The sequence below is a fragment of the Microbacterium sp. CBA3102 genome (genome assembly GCF_007954505.1).
Taxonomy (GTDB): Bacteria; Actinomycetota; Actinomycetes; order Actinomycetales; family Microbacteriaceae; genus Microbacterium; species Microbacterium aurugineum.
The window spans coordinates 30,333-47,306 of the sequence record NZ_CP042412.1 but is presented as its reverse complement, the minus strand read 5'-3'; the positions used below and the strand labels follow the sequence as shown (position 1 = coordinate 47,306).

Below are 16,974 nucleotides of genomic sequence, written 5' to 3'. Positions count from 1 at the left end.
GTGACGCCCACTCGAACGTCAGCGGCACCTGAGACAATCGTCCGGTGACCGTCTCCCCGCCTCCGAAGGCGCAGCATCCGCTCGGCCGATTCGCCTCGCCGGTGCTCCTCCTCGTCGCGATGTGGATCGTGCAGTTCGCCGATGCGGTCCTTCCGGGGTCGTTCACCGGTTTCGGCCTGAGGTCCTGGGATGTCTCGGGTCTGGGCGGCATCGTGCTCGGTCCGCTCCTGCATGCGAACTGGCAGCACCTCATCGCGAACTCCGTACCCTTCCTGGTGCTCGGATGCCTGGTCGCCGTCGAAGGTGCCCGGAGGTTCTGGGCCGTCACAGCCATCGTCGCGATCGTGGGCGGCATCGGGACCTGGGTCGTGAACGCTCCGGGGACGCTGACGGTCGGCGCCTCCGGGCTCGTGTTCGGCTACTTCGGCTACGTCGTGATGCGGGTGTTCGCCCCCGGACGCGTCGCCCATCGCATCCTCTACGCCGTGATCGCTCTGGTCGTGATCGCGCTGTACGGCGGCTCGATGGTGGCCGGAGTGTTCGGCGCCGCAGAGGGCATCTCCTGGCAGGGGCACCTGTTCGGCGCGATCGGCGGGGGTGTGGCTGCGTTCGCCGGTCGCCCCCGCACCCCGCGCGGCAGCGTGGCGACATGACCTCGGGGCGCACGGCGTCCCGGCCGAAAGGTCGAGCGGCGACGAAGAAGACCGCGAAGAGCCGCAGGAGCGCGACGCGGCGACGCAAGACCGGCGCGCGCAGACGCGCCGCGATCCGGGCGCGCCGGAGGAAGATCCTGCGACGGGTGCTGCTCTCCGCGGCGGCGGTCGTCGTCCTCGGGGGACTGCTCGCGCTGATCCCGCTGGGACTCGCCCGCGATCCCGCCCCGATCTGCCTCGACGAACCCCGGACGTTCCCGGAGGCGGGCATCCGCGGCTGGAGCGGGGAACAGCTCGACAATGCCGCGACGATCATCCGGACGGCGGGCGACCTCGGGTTCCGCCGCGACGGGCAGATCCTCGGGGTGATGACGGCGATGGGCGAGAGCAGCCTGCGCAACATCGACTACGGCGACTGGGAGACGAGCGGGTTCACCAACCCCGACGGATCGCGCACGACCAGCATCGGACTCTTCCAGCAGCAGGAGTGGTGGGGGAGCGTCGAGCAGCGCATGGATCCGCAGACCGCGGCGACGCTGTTCTACGACCGGCTGGGCCGCCTGCCCGGATGGCAGGAGCTGGAGCCCTCGCACGCGATCCACCGGGTGCAGATCAACACCGATCGCGACTACTACGCGCGCTTCCAGGAAGATGCCGCCGCCGTCGTCGACGCACTGTCCGGTCCGTGCGGGTGAGACCCCGCGTTTCTCCCGGTGGTTTCCCCGGCGGCTTCCCGAACGCCGCGCCTAAGCTGGGCTCGTGGCGCGGAGCATCTACATCACCTCGGCCGAAGGTCATACCGGCAAGTCGACGATCGCCCTCGGGGCGCTCGACGCCCTGATGCGCGTCTCGCCGCGGGTGGGGGTGTTCCGCCCGATCGCGCGGTCCACGACCGAGCGCGACGAGATCCTCGAACTGCTGCTCGCCCACGACGGCGTACACCTCGACTACGAGGACTGCATCGGCGTGACGTACGATGATGTGCGCTCCGACCCGGAGAGCGCGCTGTCGACGATCGTCGCGCGGTTCAAGTCCGTCGAGGCGCAGTGCGATTCCGTCGTCGTCATCGGCAGCGACTACACGGATGTCGCGAGCCCCGCCGAGCTCGGGTTCAACGCGCGGATCGCCGCCAACCTCGGTGTCCCGGTGCTGCTCGTGCTCAGCGGTCGCGATCAGCAGCGCCAGGCCGAACAGCTCGGCACCACGACCGCCCGTGAGGCCGCGGCGATCGGACAGATCGCCGCACTCGCGCTGTCGGAGCTCTCCGAGGAGCGTGCGGAGTTGTTCGCCGTCGCGGTGAACCGTGCCGACCCCGATGCGCTGGATGCCGTCATCGACGCGGTCCACGCCGTGCTCCCCGAGGACCGCACGCCGGTGTGGGCGATCCCCGAGGACCGTGCGCTCGTGGCCCCGTCGATCCGTGACATCCTCACCGCCGTCGACGGCACGCTGTTCACGGGCGACGAGGACCGGTTGACCAGGGAGGCGCTGACGATCGTCGTCGCCGGCATGTCGATGGTCAACGTGTTGCCGCGGCTCACCGAGGAGGCGGTCGTGGTGATCCCGGCCGACCGCACCGAGGTGCTGCTGGCCGCCCTGCTCGCCGATGCGTCCGGCACCTTCCCCCGCATCGCCGGCATCATCCTGAACGGCCCGTTCCCTCTTCCCGAGCAGATCGTGCGCCTGCTCGACGGCTTCGCGTCATCGGTGCCGATCATCACGACCGATCTGGGCACCTACGACACCGCCGTGCGTGTGATGAGCACCCGCGGGCGCCTCTCCGTGGATTCGCGCAGCCGCTACGACCGCGCGCTCGGCCTGTTCCAGGCGCACGTCGACATCGTGGAGCTGACCGAGCAGCTCGGGCTCGCCGAGGCACACGTGGTGACCCCGCTGATGTTCCAGTACGGCCTCATCGAGCGTGCACGCGCACATCGGCGTCGCATCGTCCTGCCCGAGGGCGACGATGACCGCATCCTGCGGGCCGCGGCGACGCTTCTCGCGAGGGAGGTCGCGGATCTGACGATCCTCGGCGACGAGGCGGCCGTCCGTGCCCGCGCCGTCGAGCTGGGCATCGACATCGCGGCGGCCCAGGTGCTGAGCCCCACCGACCCTGAACTGGTCGAGAGGTTCGCCGCCGAGTACGCACGGCTGCGGGCGCACAAGGGCATCACCCTCGCCCAAGCGGCGGACACGGTGACCGACGTGTCGTACTTCGGCACGATGATGGTGCATCTCGGTCTGGCCGACGGCATGGTCTCCGGCGCGGCGCACACCACGGCGCACACGATCCGTCCGTCGTTCGAGATCATCAAGACCAAGCCGGGCGTGAACGTGGTCTCCAGCGTCTTCCTCATGGCGCTCGCCGATCGTGTGCTCGTCTACGGAGACTGCGCGGTGATCCCCGATCCGACGAGCGCGCAGCTCGCCGACATCGCGATCTCCTCCGCCGAGACCGCCCGCCAGTTCGGCATCGATCCGCGCGTGGCCATGCTGTCGTACTCGACCGGGGAGTCCGGCTCCGGGGCCGACGTCGACAAGGTGCGCGCCGCGACCGCGCTCGTCCGCGAGCGTGCCCCCGAGCTCCCGGTCGAAGGGCCGATCCAGTACGACGCGGCGGCGGATGCGGCGGTGGCCAAGGCCAAGCTCCCGGACTCGGCGGTCGCCGGCCGGGCGACCGTGTTCGTGTTCCCCGACCTCAACACCGGTAACAACACGTACAAGGCCGTGCAGCGCTCAGCAGGAGCCGTCGCCATCGGACCGGTGCTCCAGGGGCTCAACAAGCCCATCAACGACCTGTCCCGCGGCGCGCTCGTCGATGACATCGTCAACACGGTCGCGATCACGGCGATCCAGGCGCAGGGAGATGAGGCATGAGCGCGATCCTGGTGATCAACAGCGGGTCGTCGTCGCTGAAGTACAGCCTGATCGACATCGAACAGGAGGACCTGCTCGCGAGCGGACTGATCGAGCGCATCGGGCAGGAGTCCAGTCCCGTGGCGCACACCGTCCGCCCCGCCGTGGACGCCGCCGCCGTGCCGACGATGCTCGACGCGACGTACCGCAGCGAGCAGCCGATCGCCGACCACGCCGCCGCCTTCGAGGTGATGCGGGAGCAGTTCGCCGCGCACGGGCCCTCGCTCGACGAGCGTCGCCCCGTCGCGGTCGGACACCGCGTGGTCCACGGCGGTGCGCGCTTCTACGCCCCGACCCTGATCGACGCCGACGTGGAGCGTCAGATCGACGAGCTCGCGGTGCTCGCCCCCCTGCACAACCCCGCGAACCTCGCCGGGATCCAGGCCGCACGCGCCGTGTTCGATCAGGTTCCGCACGTGGCCGTGTTCGACACCGCGTTCCATCAGACGCTTCCGCCCGCCGCGTACACCTATGCGATCGACGCAGCGCTCGCCGCCGAGCATCGGGTGCGGCGATACGGCTTCCACGGCACGAGCCATCAGTACGTGAGCGAGGCGGCGGCGGCATTCCTCGGGCGCGACCTCGCCGAGCTCCGGCAGCTCGTCTTCCACCTCGGCAACGGCGCCTCCGTGACCGCGATCGAGGGCGGGCGCTCGGTGGAGACGTCGATGGGGCTCACCCCGCTCGAGGGGCTGGTGATGGGCACGCGGTCGGGAGACATCGATCCGGCGGCCCTCGTCCACCTCTCCCGCCGTGCCGGGTACTCGATCGACGACCTGGACTCGCTGCTCAACACCCGCAGCGGTCTCGCCGGACTCGCCGGCCGCAGCGACATGCGCGACATCCTCGCCGGTGTGGAGGCCGGAGACGAGTCCGCCGTGCTCGCCTTCGACGTGTACGTGCACCGCCTGCGGGCTTACGCCGGGGCGTACATCGCACAGCTCGGCGGAGTGGACGTCATCTCGTTCACGGCCGGTGTGGGCGAGAACGCCGCGCCGGTGCGGGCCGCTGCGCTGGCGACGCTCGGTTTCGCGGGCGTCGAGATCGATCCGGCGAGGAACGACGCTCGTGAGCGCGGCATCCGTCGGATCTCCACGGACGCCTCCGCGGTGACGGTGCTCGTCGTGCCGACCGATGAGGAACTGCAGATCGCCAGGCAGACGGCCGAGCTCCTCTGATCCGCTCGCGGGGGTTACCCCGTGACGCGATGCCGCATTACGCTTGAGCGGTGGCACGGAGAGGTGCCGGCCCCCTGATCGCCCTTCTCCTGGAGGCTCTGTGCCAGACGCACTGCCCGACCTGTTCCACGCCGACGGCGTGCTCTTCGACCTCGACGGCGTCCTCACCCCGACCGCCGAGGTCCACATGCGCGCCTGGCAGGCCGTGTTCGACGATGTGTTCGCCCGGTGGAGCATCACCCCGCCGTACACGGATGCCGATTACTACGACTACGTCGACGGCAAGAAGCGCTACGACGGCGTCGCGAGTCTGCTGCGCAGCCGCAACGTCGAAGTCCCCTGGGGACACGTCGACGACGACCCCTCCGCCGAGACGATCTGCGGCATCGGCAACCGCAAGAACGCCGCCTTCGCAGCGTCTCTGCGCGCGCAGGGCATCGTTGCGTACCCGGGGTCGCTCGCGCTCGTCGAGAGCCTGCGTGCCGCCGGGATCCTGCTCGGCGTCGTGTCGAGCTCGAAGAACGCCGAGGAGGTGCTGGCCGCCGCCGGCATCCGCTCCCTCTTCCGGATCGTGGTCGACGGCGTCGTCGCGGAGCGCGATGGTCTCGCCTCCAAGCCGGCCGCCGACATGTTCGCCGCCGGCGCCGCGGCCCTCGGGGTCGACCCGAGCCGCTCCGTCGCCGTCGAGGATGCCACCTCCGGTGCCGCCTCCGCCTCCGCAGCCGGCTACCGCACCGTGGTCGGCGTCGATCGCGGGGCCGGTGCCGACGCCCTGCGAGCCGCCGGCGCCACGATCGTCGTCGACGACCTCGCCGTCTTCGTCCCCGCCACCCGCACCGACATCCCGGAGACCGCATGATCGACCGCGACCGCTTCCCCGTCGACGCGTGGCGTCTGATCGACACGCACTACTCAGAGGAAGGCGTCAGCGAGACGCTGTTCTCCGTGGGCAACGGCTACCTCGGCCTCCGCGGCAACCACATCGAAGGTCGGGGTGCCCAGGAGCACGGGACCTTCATCAACGGACTGCACGAGACCTGGACGATCCGGCACGCCGAGCAGGCCTATGGATTCGCGGAAGTCGGGCAGACGATCGTCAACGCCCCCGACGCGAAGGTCATGCGTGTGTACGTCGACGACGAGCCGATCTCGCTCGACGACGCCGACGTGCGCGAGTACCGGCGCACCCTCGACATGCGCACCGGTGTCCTGGAGCGCCTGGTGGTGTGGGAGACCCCGTCGGGCAAGCGCGTGCGCATGCGTGACGAGCGCATCGTGAGTTTCGAGGAGCGCCACCTCGCCGTCCTCCGGCTCGAGGTCGTCGTCGAGAACGCCGATGCCCCGGTCACGATCAGCTGCCAGTTGCTGAACCGCCAGGACGGAGCCGGTGTGTACGCCGGGACGCCGATCGGCACGAAGGCGGCCGCTTTCGACCCGCGCAAGGCCGAGAAGATCGCCGACCGCGTGCTGGAGCCGGCCGAGCACTGGCAGGACGGACTGCGTTCGGCGCTGTCGTACCGGGTCGCAGACTCCGGGATGACCGTCGCCGTGGTCGCCGACCACATCGTCGAGACCGAGAACGAGTACAACGCACGCACGCTCGTCGAGCCCGACATCGCGAAGAACGTGTTCCGCGTGCAGGCCAAGGCCGGCGTCCCGATCACGGTCACGAAGCTCGTCAGCTACCACACCTCACGCGGGGTGCCGCCGCGGGAACTCGTCGACCGCTGCCGTCGTTCGCTCGACCGTGCGGCGGATGAGGGCGTCGAGACGGTGTTCCGGCGTCAGCGGGAGTGGCTCGACGCGTTCTGGGAGCGCAGCGACGTGCAGATCGGCGGGCGCGACGACCTGCAGCAGGCCACTCGCTGGTGCCTGTTCCAACTCGCGCAGGCATCGGCGCGCGCCGACGGCGCCGGGGTCCCCGCCAAGGGCGTCTCCGGGTCGGGGTACAGCGGTCACTACTTCTGGGACACGGAGATCTACGTGCTCCCGTTCCTGACCTACACGACGCCGCGGTGGGCGTACAACGCGTTGCGCGCCCGCGCGGGCATGCTCCCGGCTGCGCGTCGTCGCGCGGCACAGCTCAACGAGGCGGGAGCGCTCTTCCCCTGGCGCACCATCAACGGCGAGGAAGCCTCCGCCTACTACGCCGCCGGCACCGCGCAGTACCACATCAACGCCGACATCAGCTTCGCGCTGGGTAAGTACGTGCGGGCCACGGGGGACGAGGAGTTCCTGCGGCGCGAGGGCGCCGACATCGCGATCGAGACCGCGCGGCTGTGGGCGACCCTCGGGTTCTGGCGCGCCTCGCGTCTGGTGGACGAGGTGGACACCGGAGACGGCATCGAGACCTTCCACATCCACGGCGTGACCGGCCCGGACGAATACACGACGGTCGTCAACGACAACCTGTACACGAACGTGATGGCGCGCTACAACCTCCGCTATGCGGCCAAGGTGGTGCGCGAGATCAAGGAGAGCCACCCGGAGGATTACGTCAAGCTCGTCGACCGCACGGGGCTCGGTCCCGGTGAGGCCGAGGCGTGGGAGCGGGCGGCGTCGGCGATGTTCATCCCGTACAGCGAGGGGCTCGGCATCCATCCGCAGGACTCGCTCTTCCTCGAGCGCGAGGTCTGGGATCTCGCCAACACCCCCTCCGAGCAGCGGCCGCTGCTGCTGCACTTCCACCCCCTGGTGATCTACCGGTTCCAGGTGCTCAAGCAGGCGGACGTCGTGCTCGCGCTGTTCCTGCAGGGCAACCACTTCACGCCCGAGGAGAAGAAGGCCGACTTCGACTACTACGACCCGCTGACCACGGGCGACTCCACCCTGTCGGCGGTCGTGCAGTCGATCATGGCCGCCGAGGTGGGCTACCAGGACCTCGCCAGGAAGTACTTCGAGCAGTCGCTGTTCGTCGACCTGCATGACCTGCACCACAACGCCGCGGATGGTGTGCACGTGGCCTCCGCCGGTGGGGTGTGGACCGCGCTGGTGTGCGGCTTCGGCGGCATGCGCGACTACGCGGGCGACCTCAGCTTCGATCCGCGACTTCCGGTGGACTGGCCCTCCCTCTCGTTCCCGCTGCAGTGGCAGGGGTCCACGATGCAGGTGACCGTGACCAGGGACGAGCTCCGCGTGGAGGTGCGCAGTGGTCCGCCGGTGCCGTTCAGCGTGCGCGACACCGCCTACTTCGCCACCGTGGAGGACGCGGCCGTCGTGCCCCTCGCTGATCAGGGGCCGATGCTCCCGGGGCGTCCGACCCTGCGGCAGTTCGCCGATGCACGACGCGAGGACGGCACGCGCATGTCGGCATCCGTTCCGGTGATCACGACCGCGGTCCCGGTGATCGAACCGATCGACTGACCCTCCCTCCTCCTCTCTCTTGTGCCGAGACCCCCGCTGGTCGTCGGCGCCCCCGCTGGCGTACGCCGAAGCGCGGGGGCGCGGACGCTCAGCGGGGGTCTCGGCGGCGTGTGTGGACGGATCATGCCGGGATGCCGGTCTCCCGAAGCGAAGGTCGGTGGCACGCCGTAGGCTGTTGAGGTGACCACAGCCCTCTACCGCCGCTACCGACCCGAGACCTTCGGCGAGATGATCGGGCAGTCCCAGGTGACCGATCCGCTGATGACGGCTCTGCGCGGCGATCGAGTCGGCCATGCGTACCTGTTCTCCGGTCCTCGCGGCTGTGGCAAGACGACCTCTGCCCGCATCCTCGCGCGCTGCCTGAACTGCGCTGAGGGGCCGACCGACGTTCCCTGCGGCGTGTGCCCGAGCTGCGTCGAGCTGTCGCGTGCCGGCGGAGGATCCCTCGACGTCGTCGAGATCGACGCGGCGAGCCACAACGGTGTCGACGACGCACGAGACCTGCGTGAACGGGCGACGTTCGCCCCCAGCCGCGACCGGTACAAGATCTTCATCCTCGACGAGGCGCACATGGTGACGCCGCAGGGCTTCAACGCGCTGCTCAAGCTCGTCGAAGAACCGCCGGAGCACGTCAAGTTCATCTTCGCGACCACCGAGCCCGAGAAGGTCCTCGGCACGATCCGCTCCCGCACGCATCACTACCCGTTCCGGCTCGTGCCGCCCGCAGCCATGCTCGAATACGTGGCCAAGCTGTGCGCCGAAGAGGGCGTGATCGTCGAACAGGGCGTCCTCCCGCTCGTGGTCCGCGCCGGTGGTGGCTCGCCTCGAGACACGCTGTCGCTGCTCGACCAGCTGATCGCCGGATCCGACGCCCCGGCCGACTCCGAGACGGTGACGGTGGGCTACGCGCGTGCCGTGTCGCTGCTCGGCTATACACATGCCGCCCTCCTCGACGAGATCGTCGACGCGCTCGCCGCAGGAGACGCGGCCGCCGCCTTCCCGGCGATCGACCGTGTGGTGCAGACGGGGCAGGATCCGCGCCGCTTCGTCGACGACCTGCTCGAACGCCTGCGAGACCTCATCGTCATCGCGGCGGTCGGAGCCGGTGCCTCGGCGGTCCTCCGCGGCATCGCCGAAGACGATCTGGAGCGCATGCGTGCCCAGGCGGCCACCTTCGGGTCGGCGCGGCTCTCGCGCACGGCCGATGTGGTCAGCGCCGCCCTCGACGACATGTCGGGTGCGACCTCTCCGCGCCTTCACCTCGAACTCATGGTGGCTCGCGTGCTCGCCGCTGCGTCGGAGGCGTCGACGTCGGATCCGACACCCGCGGCCGCGCCCGAGCGTGCGGCCGCACCGGCCCGCTCGACTCCCGCGGCTGTCTCGACTCCCGCGGCTGTCTCGACACCTGCAGCCGTCTCGACCTCCGAGCCCGCCACGGGCTCCCCGGCTGCTGCCCCAGTGGCGACGCCGGCCGCTGCCCCCGTTGCCCCCGCTGCTGCGCAGACCGCCCCCGCCGAGGAGCCGGCCGCCGCGCGCACCGAGAACGAAGCGCCGAGCCCCGCACCCGCACCCGCACCCGAGGCGGCAGCCGCACCGGAGCCCGCCGTCGCGCAGGGTCCCGTCACCCTCGAACGCATCACCGCCTCGTGGCCCGCCGTGCTGACCCGGCTCGAGAGCATCAGCCGCACGTCATGGTTGCTGGCGACCGCGGTGCAACCGCTCGCCTACGCCACCGACACCGAGGTCCTGACGCTCGGCTTCACGAGCCAGCATGATGTCGCGAAGTTCAAGGGCACCACTCCGGGCTCCGGACCCTCGGACCATCTGCGGTCGGCGATCGAGAGCGAGCTGGGCGTGCGGGTCAAGTACCTGCCCGCACCGATGCCCACCGGTGGAGCTCCGCGGCAGTCCGCGGCGTCCGGCCCGTCGGCACCCGCCGATCCTGCTCCCGCATCGGAGCCTGCGTCAGCGGGTTCCTCCCGTCCGCAGGTCCGCAGCGCGTCGGCCTCCACCGTGACGGAGTGGGCCGTCGCGCCGATCCCGTCCGCCGTGGAGCAGCCGAGCGTGCCGCCCGCAGCCGCCGCTCCGCTTCCGGTCGACGACGAGCCCGAAGAGGTCGAAGCGGCGGCATCCGCACCCCTGCCGCCGTCCGATGGTGCTGTCGATCGCGACGCACCGCCGCTTCCCGGTGATGACGAGGCCCCGGCATATGACGATGAGCCGCCCTACGACCCGTCGTACGAACCGCCGGTGGCGCGTCAGGCTCCGCCCGAACGGTCGGCACCGGCGCAGCGCACGGCGACAGCCCCTCCGGTCGTCATCGAGCGCGCTCCCACTGCCGGGGGAGTGCAGCGCTACGGTGAGGCCGTGATCCGCCAGGTGCTCGGCGCGACGTTCCTGCGTGAAGAGCCCTACGAGCCCCCGACGAGGTTCTCCTGATGTATGACGGCATCGTTCAGGAGCTGATCGACGAGTTCGGTCGGCTCCCCGGCATCGGCCCGAAGTCCGCACAGCGGATCGCGTTCCACATCCTCCAGACGCCGACGTTCGACGTCGCGCGTCTCGCCGAGCTGTTGAGCGAGATCCGACTCCGCGTGCGGTTCTGTGAGATCTGCGGCAACGTGGCCGAGCAGGAGCGATGCGGGATCTGCCGTGATCCGCGTCGCAGCCAGGCGCTGATCTGCGTGGTCGAAGACGCGAAGGATGTCGCCGCGATCGAGCGCACCAGGGAGTTCCGCGGGCTCTATCACGTCCTCGGCGGGGCCATCAGCCCCATCGCCGGCATCGGTCCCGACGACCTCCGTATCGCGCAGCTCATGACGCGTCTCGCCGATGGCACGGTGCAGGAGGTGATCCTCGCCACCAACCCGAACCTCGAGGGGGAGGCGACGGCGAGCTACCTGAGCCGACTGCTGACCACCATGCAGATCACCGTGTCCCGTCTCGCCTCCGGCCTGCCCGTCGGCGGCGACCTGGAATACGCCGACGAGGTCACGCTCGGGCGCGCGTTCGAGGGCCGGCGCGTCCTGTGACGCCCAGCGCGGGTTTCTCGCGTCGCGGCTGGCTGCTCTTCGGGGCCATGGCCCTGCTGTGGGGCGTGCCGTACCTGTTCATCAGTGTCGCGGTCGAGTCGATCTCCCCGCCGGCGATCGTGGCCGGACGCACGCTGATCGCCGCGGTGCTGCTGCTGCCGTTCGCGATCCGGAGTGGCGCGCTGCGGGCCGCTCTGAAGCACTGGCCCTGGGTCCTCGCCTTCGGCGCGGTCGAGATGGCCGGTCCCTTCCTCCTGCTGGGCCATGCCGAGATGACGCTGACCTCCGGGATGACCGGGCTGCTGGTGGCAACGGTGCCGTTGTTCGCCGCTCTGATCGCCCTCGGCGGGGGCGACCGCGGGGTGCTCCGGCCCGCCCGCGCGATCGGCCTGCTCGTCGGATTCCTCGGTGTCGCCGTCGTGGTCGCAGGCCCGGGACTCTTCGGGGGCGAAGTGAGCCTTCTCGCTGCGGGGGAGGTGCTCCTGGTGGCCGTGCTGTACGCGACGGCTCCCTTCATCGTCGCTCGCAAGCTCAACGCCGTCCCGTCTCTGGGCACCATCACGCTGTCGCTGCTCATGATCGGGATCTTCTACCTCCCGATCGGCCTGCTCACGCAGCATCAGGTGCCCACGCTGCCGTCGATCGGGGCGCTGCTCGCGCTGGCCGTGATCTGCACGGCGGTGGCGTTCCTCGCGTTCTTCGCGCTCATCCGCGAGGTGGGGCCGGTACGTGCTCCGCTGTTCACGTACGTCAACCCGGTGGTCGCGATCGTCCTCGGGGCGATCGTCCTCGCAGAACCGTTGACGCCGGGTCTGCTCCTCGGGTTCCCGCTGATCATCATCGGGTGCTGGTTCGCCGCCACGGGCGGTCGCCTGCGCCCGGTGTCTGCGCAGGCGCTCCCACCGACGCTCTGATCGCCGAGGCACCGTTCCTCGCCGTCGGAAGCGATGACACATGCGCAGCAGGGCATACGCGCCGATCATAGAATGAGCGTGGGCGGATCCGCCCGACATCCCAGGGAGTGATCGTGGCCCTCATCGTGCAGAAGTACGGCGGCTCGTCCGTCGCCGACGCAGAGAGCATCAAGCGCGTCGCCAAGCGCATCGTCGACACGCGTCGTGCCGGGCATGACGTGGTCGTGGCGGTCAGCGCCATGGGCGACACGACCGATGAGCTGTTGGAGCTCGCGGACGAGGTCGCCCCGATCCCCGCACCGCGTGAGCTCGACATGCTGCTCTCCAGCGGAGAACGCATCTCGATGGCACTGTTGGCCATGGCGATCCACTCGATGGGATTCGAGGCGCGGTCGTTCACCGGAAGCCAGGCGGGCATGATCACGGACTCCCAGCACGGTGCCGCACGCATCGTCGACGTGACGCCGATTCGTCTGCGCGAAGCCCTCGATGAGGGGGCGATCGTGATCGTCGCCGGGTTCCAGGGCTTCAACCGCGACACCAGGGACATCACGACGCTCGGCCGTGGAGGCTCCGACACCACGGCCGTCGCTCTCGCCGCCGCGCTCGACGCCGACGTGTGCGAGATCTACAGTGACGTGGACGGCATCTTCACCGCGGACCCGCGCGTCATCCCGAAGGCGCAGAAGCTCGATCACGTCTCCAGCGAGGAGATGCTCGAGCTGGCCGCCAACGGCGCCAAGGTGCTGTACATCCGCGCCGTCGAGTACGCACGCCGTCACGGCGTCCTCATTCATGCTCGGTCGACCTTCTCGTCGGCCGAGGGCACATACGTTCTGGGCGAGGGCATGAAGAACCCGCGCGAAGCCGAGGGAGCAGTCATGGAAGAACCGATCGTCGCCGGTGTCGCCACCGACTTCAGCCAGGCCAAGATCACGGTCGCGGGCGTGCCCGACGTGCCGGGCAAGGCCGCGGAGATCTTCAAGATCGTCGCGAAGTCGGGCGCGAACGTCGACATGATCGTGCAGAACGTCTCTGCGACCGGACGCACCGACATCTCCTTCACGGTTCCCAAGGCGGATGCGGCGGCTGCGCTCAAGGCGCTCGCCGGCGATCAGACCGAAGTCGGGTTCCAGAACCTGATCCACGACGATCAGATCGGCAAGCTCTCGGTCGTCGGCGCGGGAATGCGCACGCACTCGGGGGTCTCGGCGACCCTCTTCGAGGCGCTGTCGGCCGGCGGCATCAACATCGAGATGATCTCCACCTCGGAGATCCGCATCTCGGTGGTGCTGCGCGACACCGACCTGACCGAGGCAGCGCGGACGGTGCACACCGCCTATGGACTCGACGGCGACGCCGAAGCCACGGTCCACGCCGGCACCGGCCGCTGATCTCTGCCGATCGTCGCCGTTTTCCTGACACAGGTGAGTGGTCGCGGAGCGCAGAGCCGACGGTCCGTCGCGGCACGGTAGACTCACCGAAACCCTGACACCGGCGCCAGGCGCAGCATCCACATCCCGACGCCGCGCCCGAAGCCTCGTACGCAGTACCGCACGACGCCAAGGAACATCATGACCCGCATCTCCGAATCAGGACTCTCCGTCGCCATCGTCGGCGCCACCGGCCAGGTGGGCACCGTGATGCGCGAGATTCTCGCCGAGCGGTCGTTCCCGATCCGCGACCTGCGGCTGTTCTCATCCGCACGCTCCGCGGGCACGGCCATCGAGTTCGGCGGCGCGACCGTCATCGTCGAAGACGTCGAGACGGCGGATGCCTCGGGCATCGACATCGCCCTGTTCTCGGCAGGAGCCACCGCGAGCCGTGCCTATGCGCCGCGTTTCGCCGCCGCCGGCGCTGTGGTCGTCGACAACTCCAGCGCCTGGCGGATGGACCCCGAGGTTCCCCTCGTGGTCAGCGAGGTCAACCCGCACGCGATCGACGATCGCCCCAAGGGCATCATCGCGAACCCGAACTGCACCACCATGGCGGCCATGCCGGTGCTGAAGGCCCTCGACGCCGAGGCCGGCCTCGAGCGGCTCATCGTGTCCACCTACCAGGCGGTCTCCGGCTCCGGACTCGCCGGCGCCCAGGAGCTCCTCGGCCAGGTCGAGGGAGTGCTCGCGCAGGGCGACACCCTCCGCCTCGTGCACGACGGCTCGTCCGTCGATTTCCCGGAGCCCGAGAAGTACATCGCTCCGATCGCCTTCGACGTGATCCCGTTCGCCGGCAATCTGGTCGAAGACGGGGACAACGAGACGGACGAGGAGAAGAAGCTCCGCAACGAGAGCCGCAAGATCCTCGAACTCCCCGATCTCCGGGTCGCGGGCACCTGCGTGCGTGTCCCGGTCTTCACCGGTCACTCCCTCTCGATCAACGTCGAGTTCGCCCGTGCCATCTCGCCCGAGCGTGCGCGCGAGGTCTTGAGCGCGGCTCCCGGCGTGGTCCTCGACGAGGTCCCCACGCCGCTGCAGGCTGCCGGCAAGGACCCCAGCTTCGTCGGTCGCATCCGGGCCGATCAGTCCGCGCCGGAGGGCAAGGGGCTCGTGCTGTTCCTCAGCAACGACAACCTCCGCAAGGGAGCCGCACTGAATGCGGTGCAGATCGCCGAGGTCCTCGCGGAGCGTCTCGCCGTCGTGCGCTGATCTCTTCGCCGCGGACACCGTCGCATGGTCCGCGGTGGCGTGCCCGCGAACTAGACTGGTTCGGTGACTGAAAACGTCGATGTCGTCCTGATCGGCGGTGGCATCATGAGCGCCACCCTGGGTACTCTGCTGCACGAATTGCAGCCGGAGTGGAAGATCGTCGCCTTCGAGCGACTCTCCGATGTGGCCCAGGAGAGCTCGAACCCGTGGAACAACGCCGGCACGGGTCACGCCGCCCTGTGTGAGCTGAACTACATGCCGCAGCAGGGGGATGCCCCGCTGGACCCCGCCAAGGCGGTGTCGATCAACGAGCAGTTCCAGCAGAGTCGCCAGTTCTGGTCGTCGCTCGTGGACCGTGGTGTGCTCGATGCGCCGTCGACGTTCATCAACGCGACTCCGCACATGACGTTCGTCCGCGGTGAGAAGGATGTCGCCTACCTGAAGGCACGCTACGAGGTGCTCAAGGAGCAGCCGCTGTTCGCGGGCATCGAGTACAGCGAGGACTCGCGCGTCATCAACACCTGGGCGCCTCTGCTGATGCAGCAGCGCCGCAAGGGCGAGCCGTTCGCCGCGACCCGCGTTCCCGCAGGAACCGACGTCGACTTCGGCGCGCTCACCCACCAGCTCTTCGACCATCTCACCGAGTCGGGCGTCACGCTGCGCACCAACCATGAGGTGCGCAGCCTGAAGAAGCAGAAGGACGGGACCTGGCTGGTCAAGTACCGCAACAGCATCGGCCACACGCCGAACGAGGTCAAGGCGCGCTTCGTGTTCGTCGGCGCCGGTGGCTGGGCCCTCAAGCTCCTGCAGAACTCCGGGATCCCCGAGATCAAGGGATACGGTGTCTTCCCGATCGGCGGACAGTTCCTCAAGACCACGAACCCGAAGATCGTGGCGCAGCACAAGGCGAAGGTGTATTCGCAGGCCTCGGTCGGTGCGCCGCCGATGTCGGTCCCGCACCTCGACACCCGCGTCGTCGATGGGGAGTCCTCGCTCATGTTCGGGCCGTTCGCGACGTTCAGCCCGAAGTTCCTGAAGAACGGATCGATGCTCGACATCGTGTCGCAGGTGCGGGCGCACAACCTGCTCCCGATGCTGCAGGTGGCGGTGAAGAACCCCGACCTCATCACCTACCTGGTGGGCGAGCTGCTGAAGAACCACGCCAAGAAGGTCGACAGTCTGCGGACCTTCATGCCGACGGCGAAGGATGAGGACTGGACCCTCATCGACGCCGGTCAGCGTGCGCAGGTCATGAAGAAGGACCCGCAGAAGGGGGGCATCCTGCAGTTCGGCACGGAAGTGGTCTCGTCTGCGGATGGCTCGATCGCCGGGCTCCTCGGTGCCTCGCCCGGCGCGTCCACGGCGGTCCCGATCATGCTGGGTCTGTTGAAGACCTGCTTCCCGTCGGAGTACCCCGGCTGGGAGCCCGAGCTTCGCGCCCTGATCCCCACGTTCGGCCAGAAGCTGAACACGGATGCGGCGCTCGCGGAGGAATCCACGGAGGCGACCGCCGCCACCCTCGGCATCAACGCCTGAGCTCGACCCGTGGCGAAGCTCTACTTCCGCTACGGCGCGATGAACTCCGGCAAGTCGACCGCCCTGCTCCAAGCCGCGTACAACTACGAGGAGCGCGGACAGCACGTGCTGCTCGCGAAGCCGGAGATCGACACCAAGGGTGCGGCCGAGATCGAGAGTCGGCTCGGCGTCACCCGTCAGGTCGACTTCCTCGTCGGGCAGGCCGACGACGCCCGCGAGCTGTTCACCCAGCATCGTGACCGCCTCCGTCGTTCCACGGATGAAGAACTGCTCCCCGGCGGGCCCGTGGATGTGGCATGCCTCCTCGTCGACGAGGCACAGTTCCTCACTCCGTCGCAGGTCGACGATCTCTTCCGGATCGCTGTGGAGGACGGGGTGCCGGTGATGGCATACGGCATCCGGAACGACTTCCTCACGCACGCTTTCCCCGGATCCGCGCGGCTGCTCGCGATCGCGCACTCGCTCGAGGAGCTCAAGACCATCTGCCGGTGCGGGCGGAAGGCCGTGTTCAACGGCCGGGTGGTCGGCGGGCGCTTCGTCTTCGACGGCGATCAGGTCGCGATCGACGAGGGCGCGGTCGGAACGGCTTCCCCCGAGCTGACGACCTACGAGTCGCTGTGCGGGACGTGCTACCTCGACGAATCGGGTGGGCGCCTGGGCTGAGCCCCCTCCCGGGCCTGCTCCCGCGGTGGTTTCGCCGCCTCGTCGCGTTCACGACTCCGCAGATCCTCGACCGG

13 protein-coding genes are annotated in these 16,974 nt (G+C 69.3%); all 13 read left to right on the top strand.

The window, feature by feature from the left end:
* Window positions 1-44: 44 nt before the first annotated feature.
* The 13 genes from FGL91_RS00255 (at window position 45) to FGL91_RS00195 (ending at window position 16,900) form a co-directional block, all read left to right on the top strand.
* Window positions 45-653: a rhomboid family intramembrane serine protease gene (locus FGL91_RS00255; RefSeq protein ID WP_153242737.1), complete on the top strand. Its 609-nt coding sequence runs from the start codon at window positions 45-47 to the stop codon at window positions 651-653.
* Entirely contained in the window at window positions 650-1,348 is a 699-nt protein-coding gene (locus FGL91_RS00250) for a hypothetical protein (RefSeq protein WP_153242736.1), read from the top strand. Before FGL91_RS00255 ends, FGL91_RS00250 begins: the two co-directional genes overlap by 4 nt.
* Window positions 1,349-1,412: 64 nt before the next feature.
* Complete coding sequence (gene pta / locus FGL91_RS00245; RefSeq protein ID WP_153242734.1) at window positions 1,413-3,530, top strand: phosphate acetyltransferase; 2,118 nt, start codon at window positions 1,413-1,415, stop codon at window positions 3,528-3,530.
* Window positions 3,527-4,747 carry an acetate/propionate family kinase gene (locus FGL91_RS00240; protein WP_153242732.1) on the top strand — a complete coding sequence of 407 codons (1,221 nt, stop codon included), beginning with the start codon at window positions 3,527-3,529 and terminating at the stop codon, window positions 4,745-4,747. Before pta ends, FGL91_RS00240 begins: the two co-directional genes overlap by 4 nt.
* A 100-nt stretch (window positions 4,748-4,847) precedes the next feature.
* A complete protein-coding gene (locus FGL91_RS00235; RefSeq protein WP_153242731.1) occupies window positions 4,848-5,606 on the top strand; it encodes an HAD-IA family hydrolase in 759 nt (252 codons plus the stop codon).
* Window positions 5,603-8,110, top strand: a complete 2,508-nt coding sequence (locus FGL91_RS00230; RefSeq protein ID WP_047522175.1) for a glycoside hydrolase family 65 protein — start codon at window positions 5,603-5,605, stop codon at window positions 8,108-8,110. Before FGL91_RS00235 ends, FGL91_RS00230 begins: the two co-directional genes overlap by 4 nt.
* Window positions 8,111-8,290: 180 nt before the next feature.
* Window positions 8,291-10,549, top strand: coding sequence for a DNA polymerase III subunit gamma and tau (locus FGL91_RS00225; RefSeq protein WP_153242729.1), 2,259 nt, complete (start codon window positions 8,291-8,293; stop codon window positions 10,547-10,549).
* Window positions 10,549-11,142: a recombination mediator RecR gene (gene recR, locus FGL91_RS00220; protein ID WP_047521806.1), complete on the top strand. Its 594-nt coding sequence runs from the start codon at window positions 10,549-10,551 to the stop codon at window positions 11,140-11,142. Before FGL91_RS00225 ends, recR begins: the two co-directional genes overlap by 1 nt.
* Window positions 11,139-12,056 carry a DMT family transporter gene (locus FGL91_RS00215; RefSeq protein ID WP_131491395.1) on the top strand — a complete coding sequence of 306 codons (918 nt, stop codon included), beginning with the start codon at window positions 11,139-11,141 and terminating at the stop codon, window positions 12,054-12,056. The genes recR and FGL91_RS00215 overlap by 4 nt, the downstream gene beginning before the upstream one ends.
* Window positions 12,057-12,169: 113 nt before the next feature.
* Window positions 12,170-13,450 (top strand): aspartate kinase, encoded by a 1,281-nt coding sequence (locus FGL91_RS00210; protein ID WP_047521813.1) that lies wholly within the window; start codon window positions 12,170-12,172, stop codon window positions 13,448-13,450.
* 180 nt (window positions 13,451-13,630) lie between these two features.
* Window positions 13,631-14,701, top strand: a complete 1,071-nt coding sequence (locus FGL91_RS00205; RefSeq protein WP_047521803.1) for an aspartate-semialdehyde dehydrogenase — start codon at window positions 13,631-13,633, stop codon at window positions 14,699-14,701.
* Between the two features lie 63 nt (window positions 14,702-14,764).
* Window positions 14,765-16,237, top strand: a complete 1,473-nt coding sequence (locus FGL91_RS00200) for a malate:quinone oxidoreductase (RefSeq protein WP_153242728.1) — start codon at window positions 14,765-14,767, stop codon at window positions 16,235-16,237.
* Between the two features lie 9 nt (window positions 16,238-16,246).
* The gene (locus FGL91_RS00195; RefSeq protein WP_047521800.1) at window positions 16,247-16,900 is read left to right on the top strand and encodes a thymidine kinase; all 654 of its coding nucleotides are present in this window, start codon (window positions 16,247-16,249) and stop codon (window positions 16,898-16,900) included.
* Window positions 16,901-16,974: the final 74 nt, after the last annotated feature.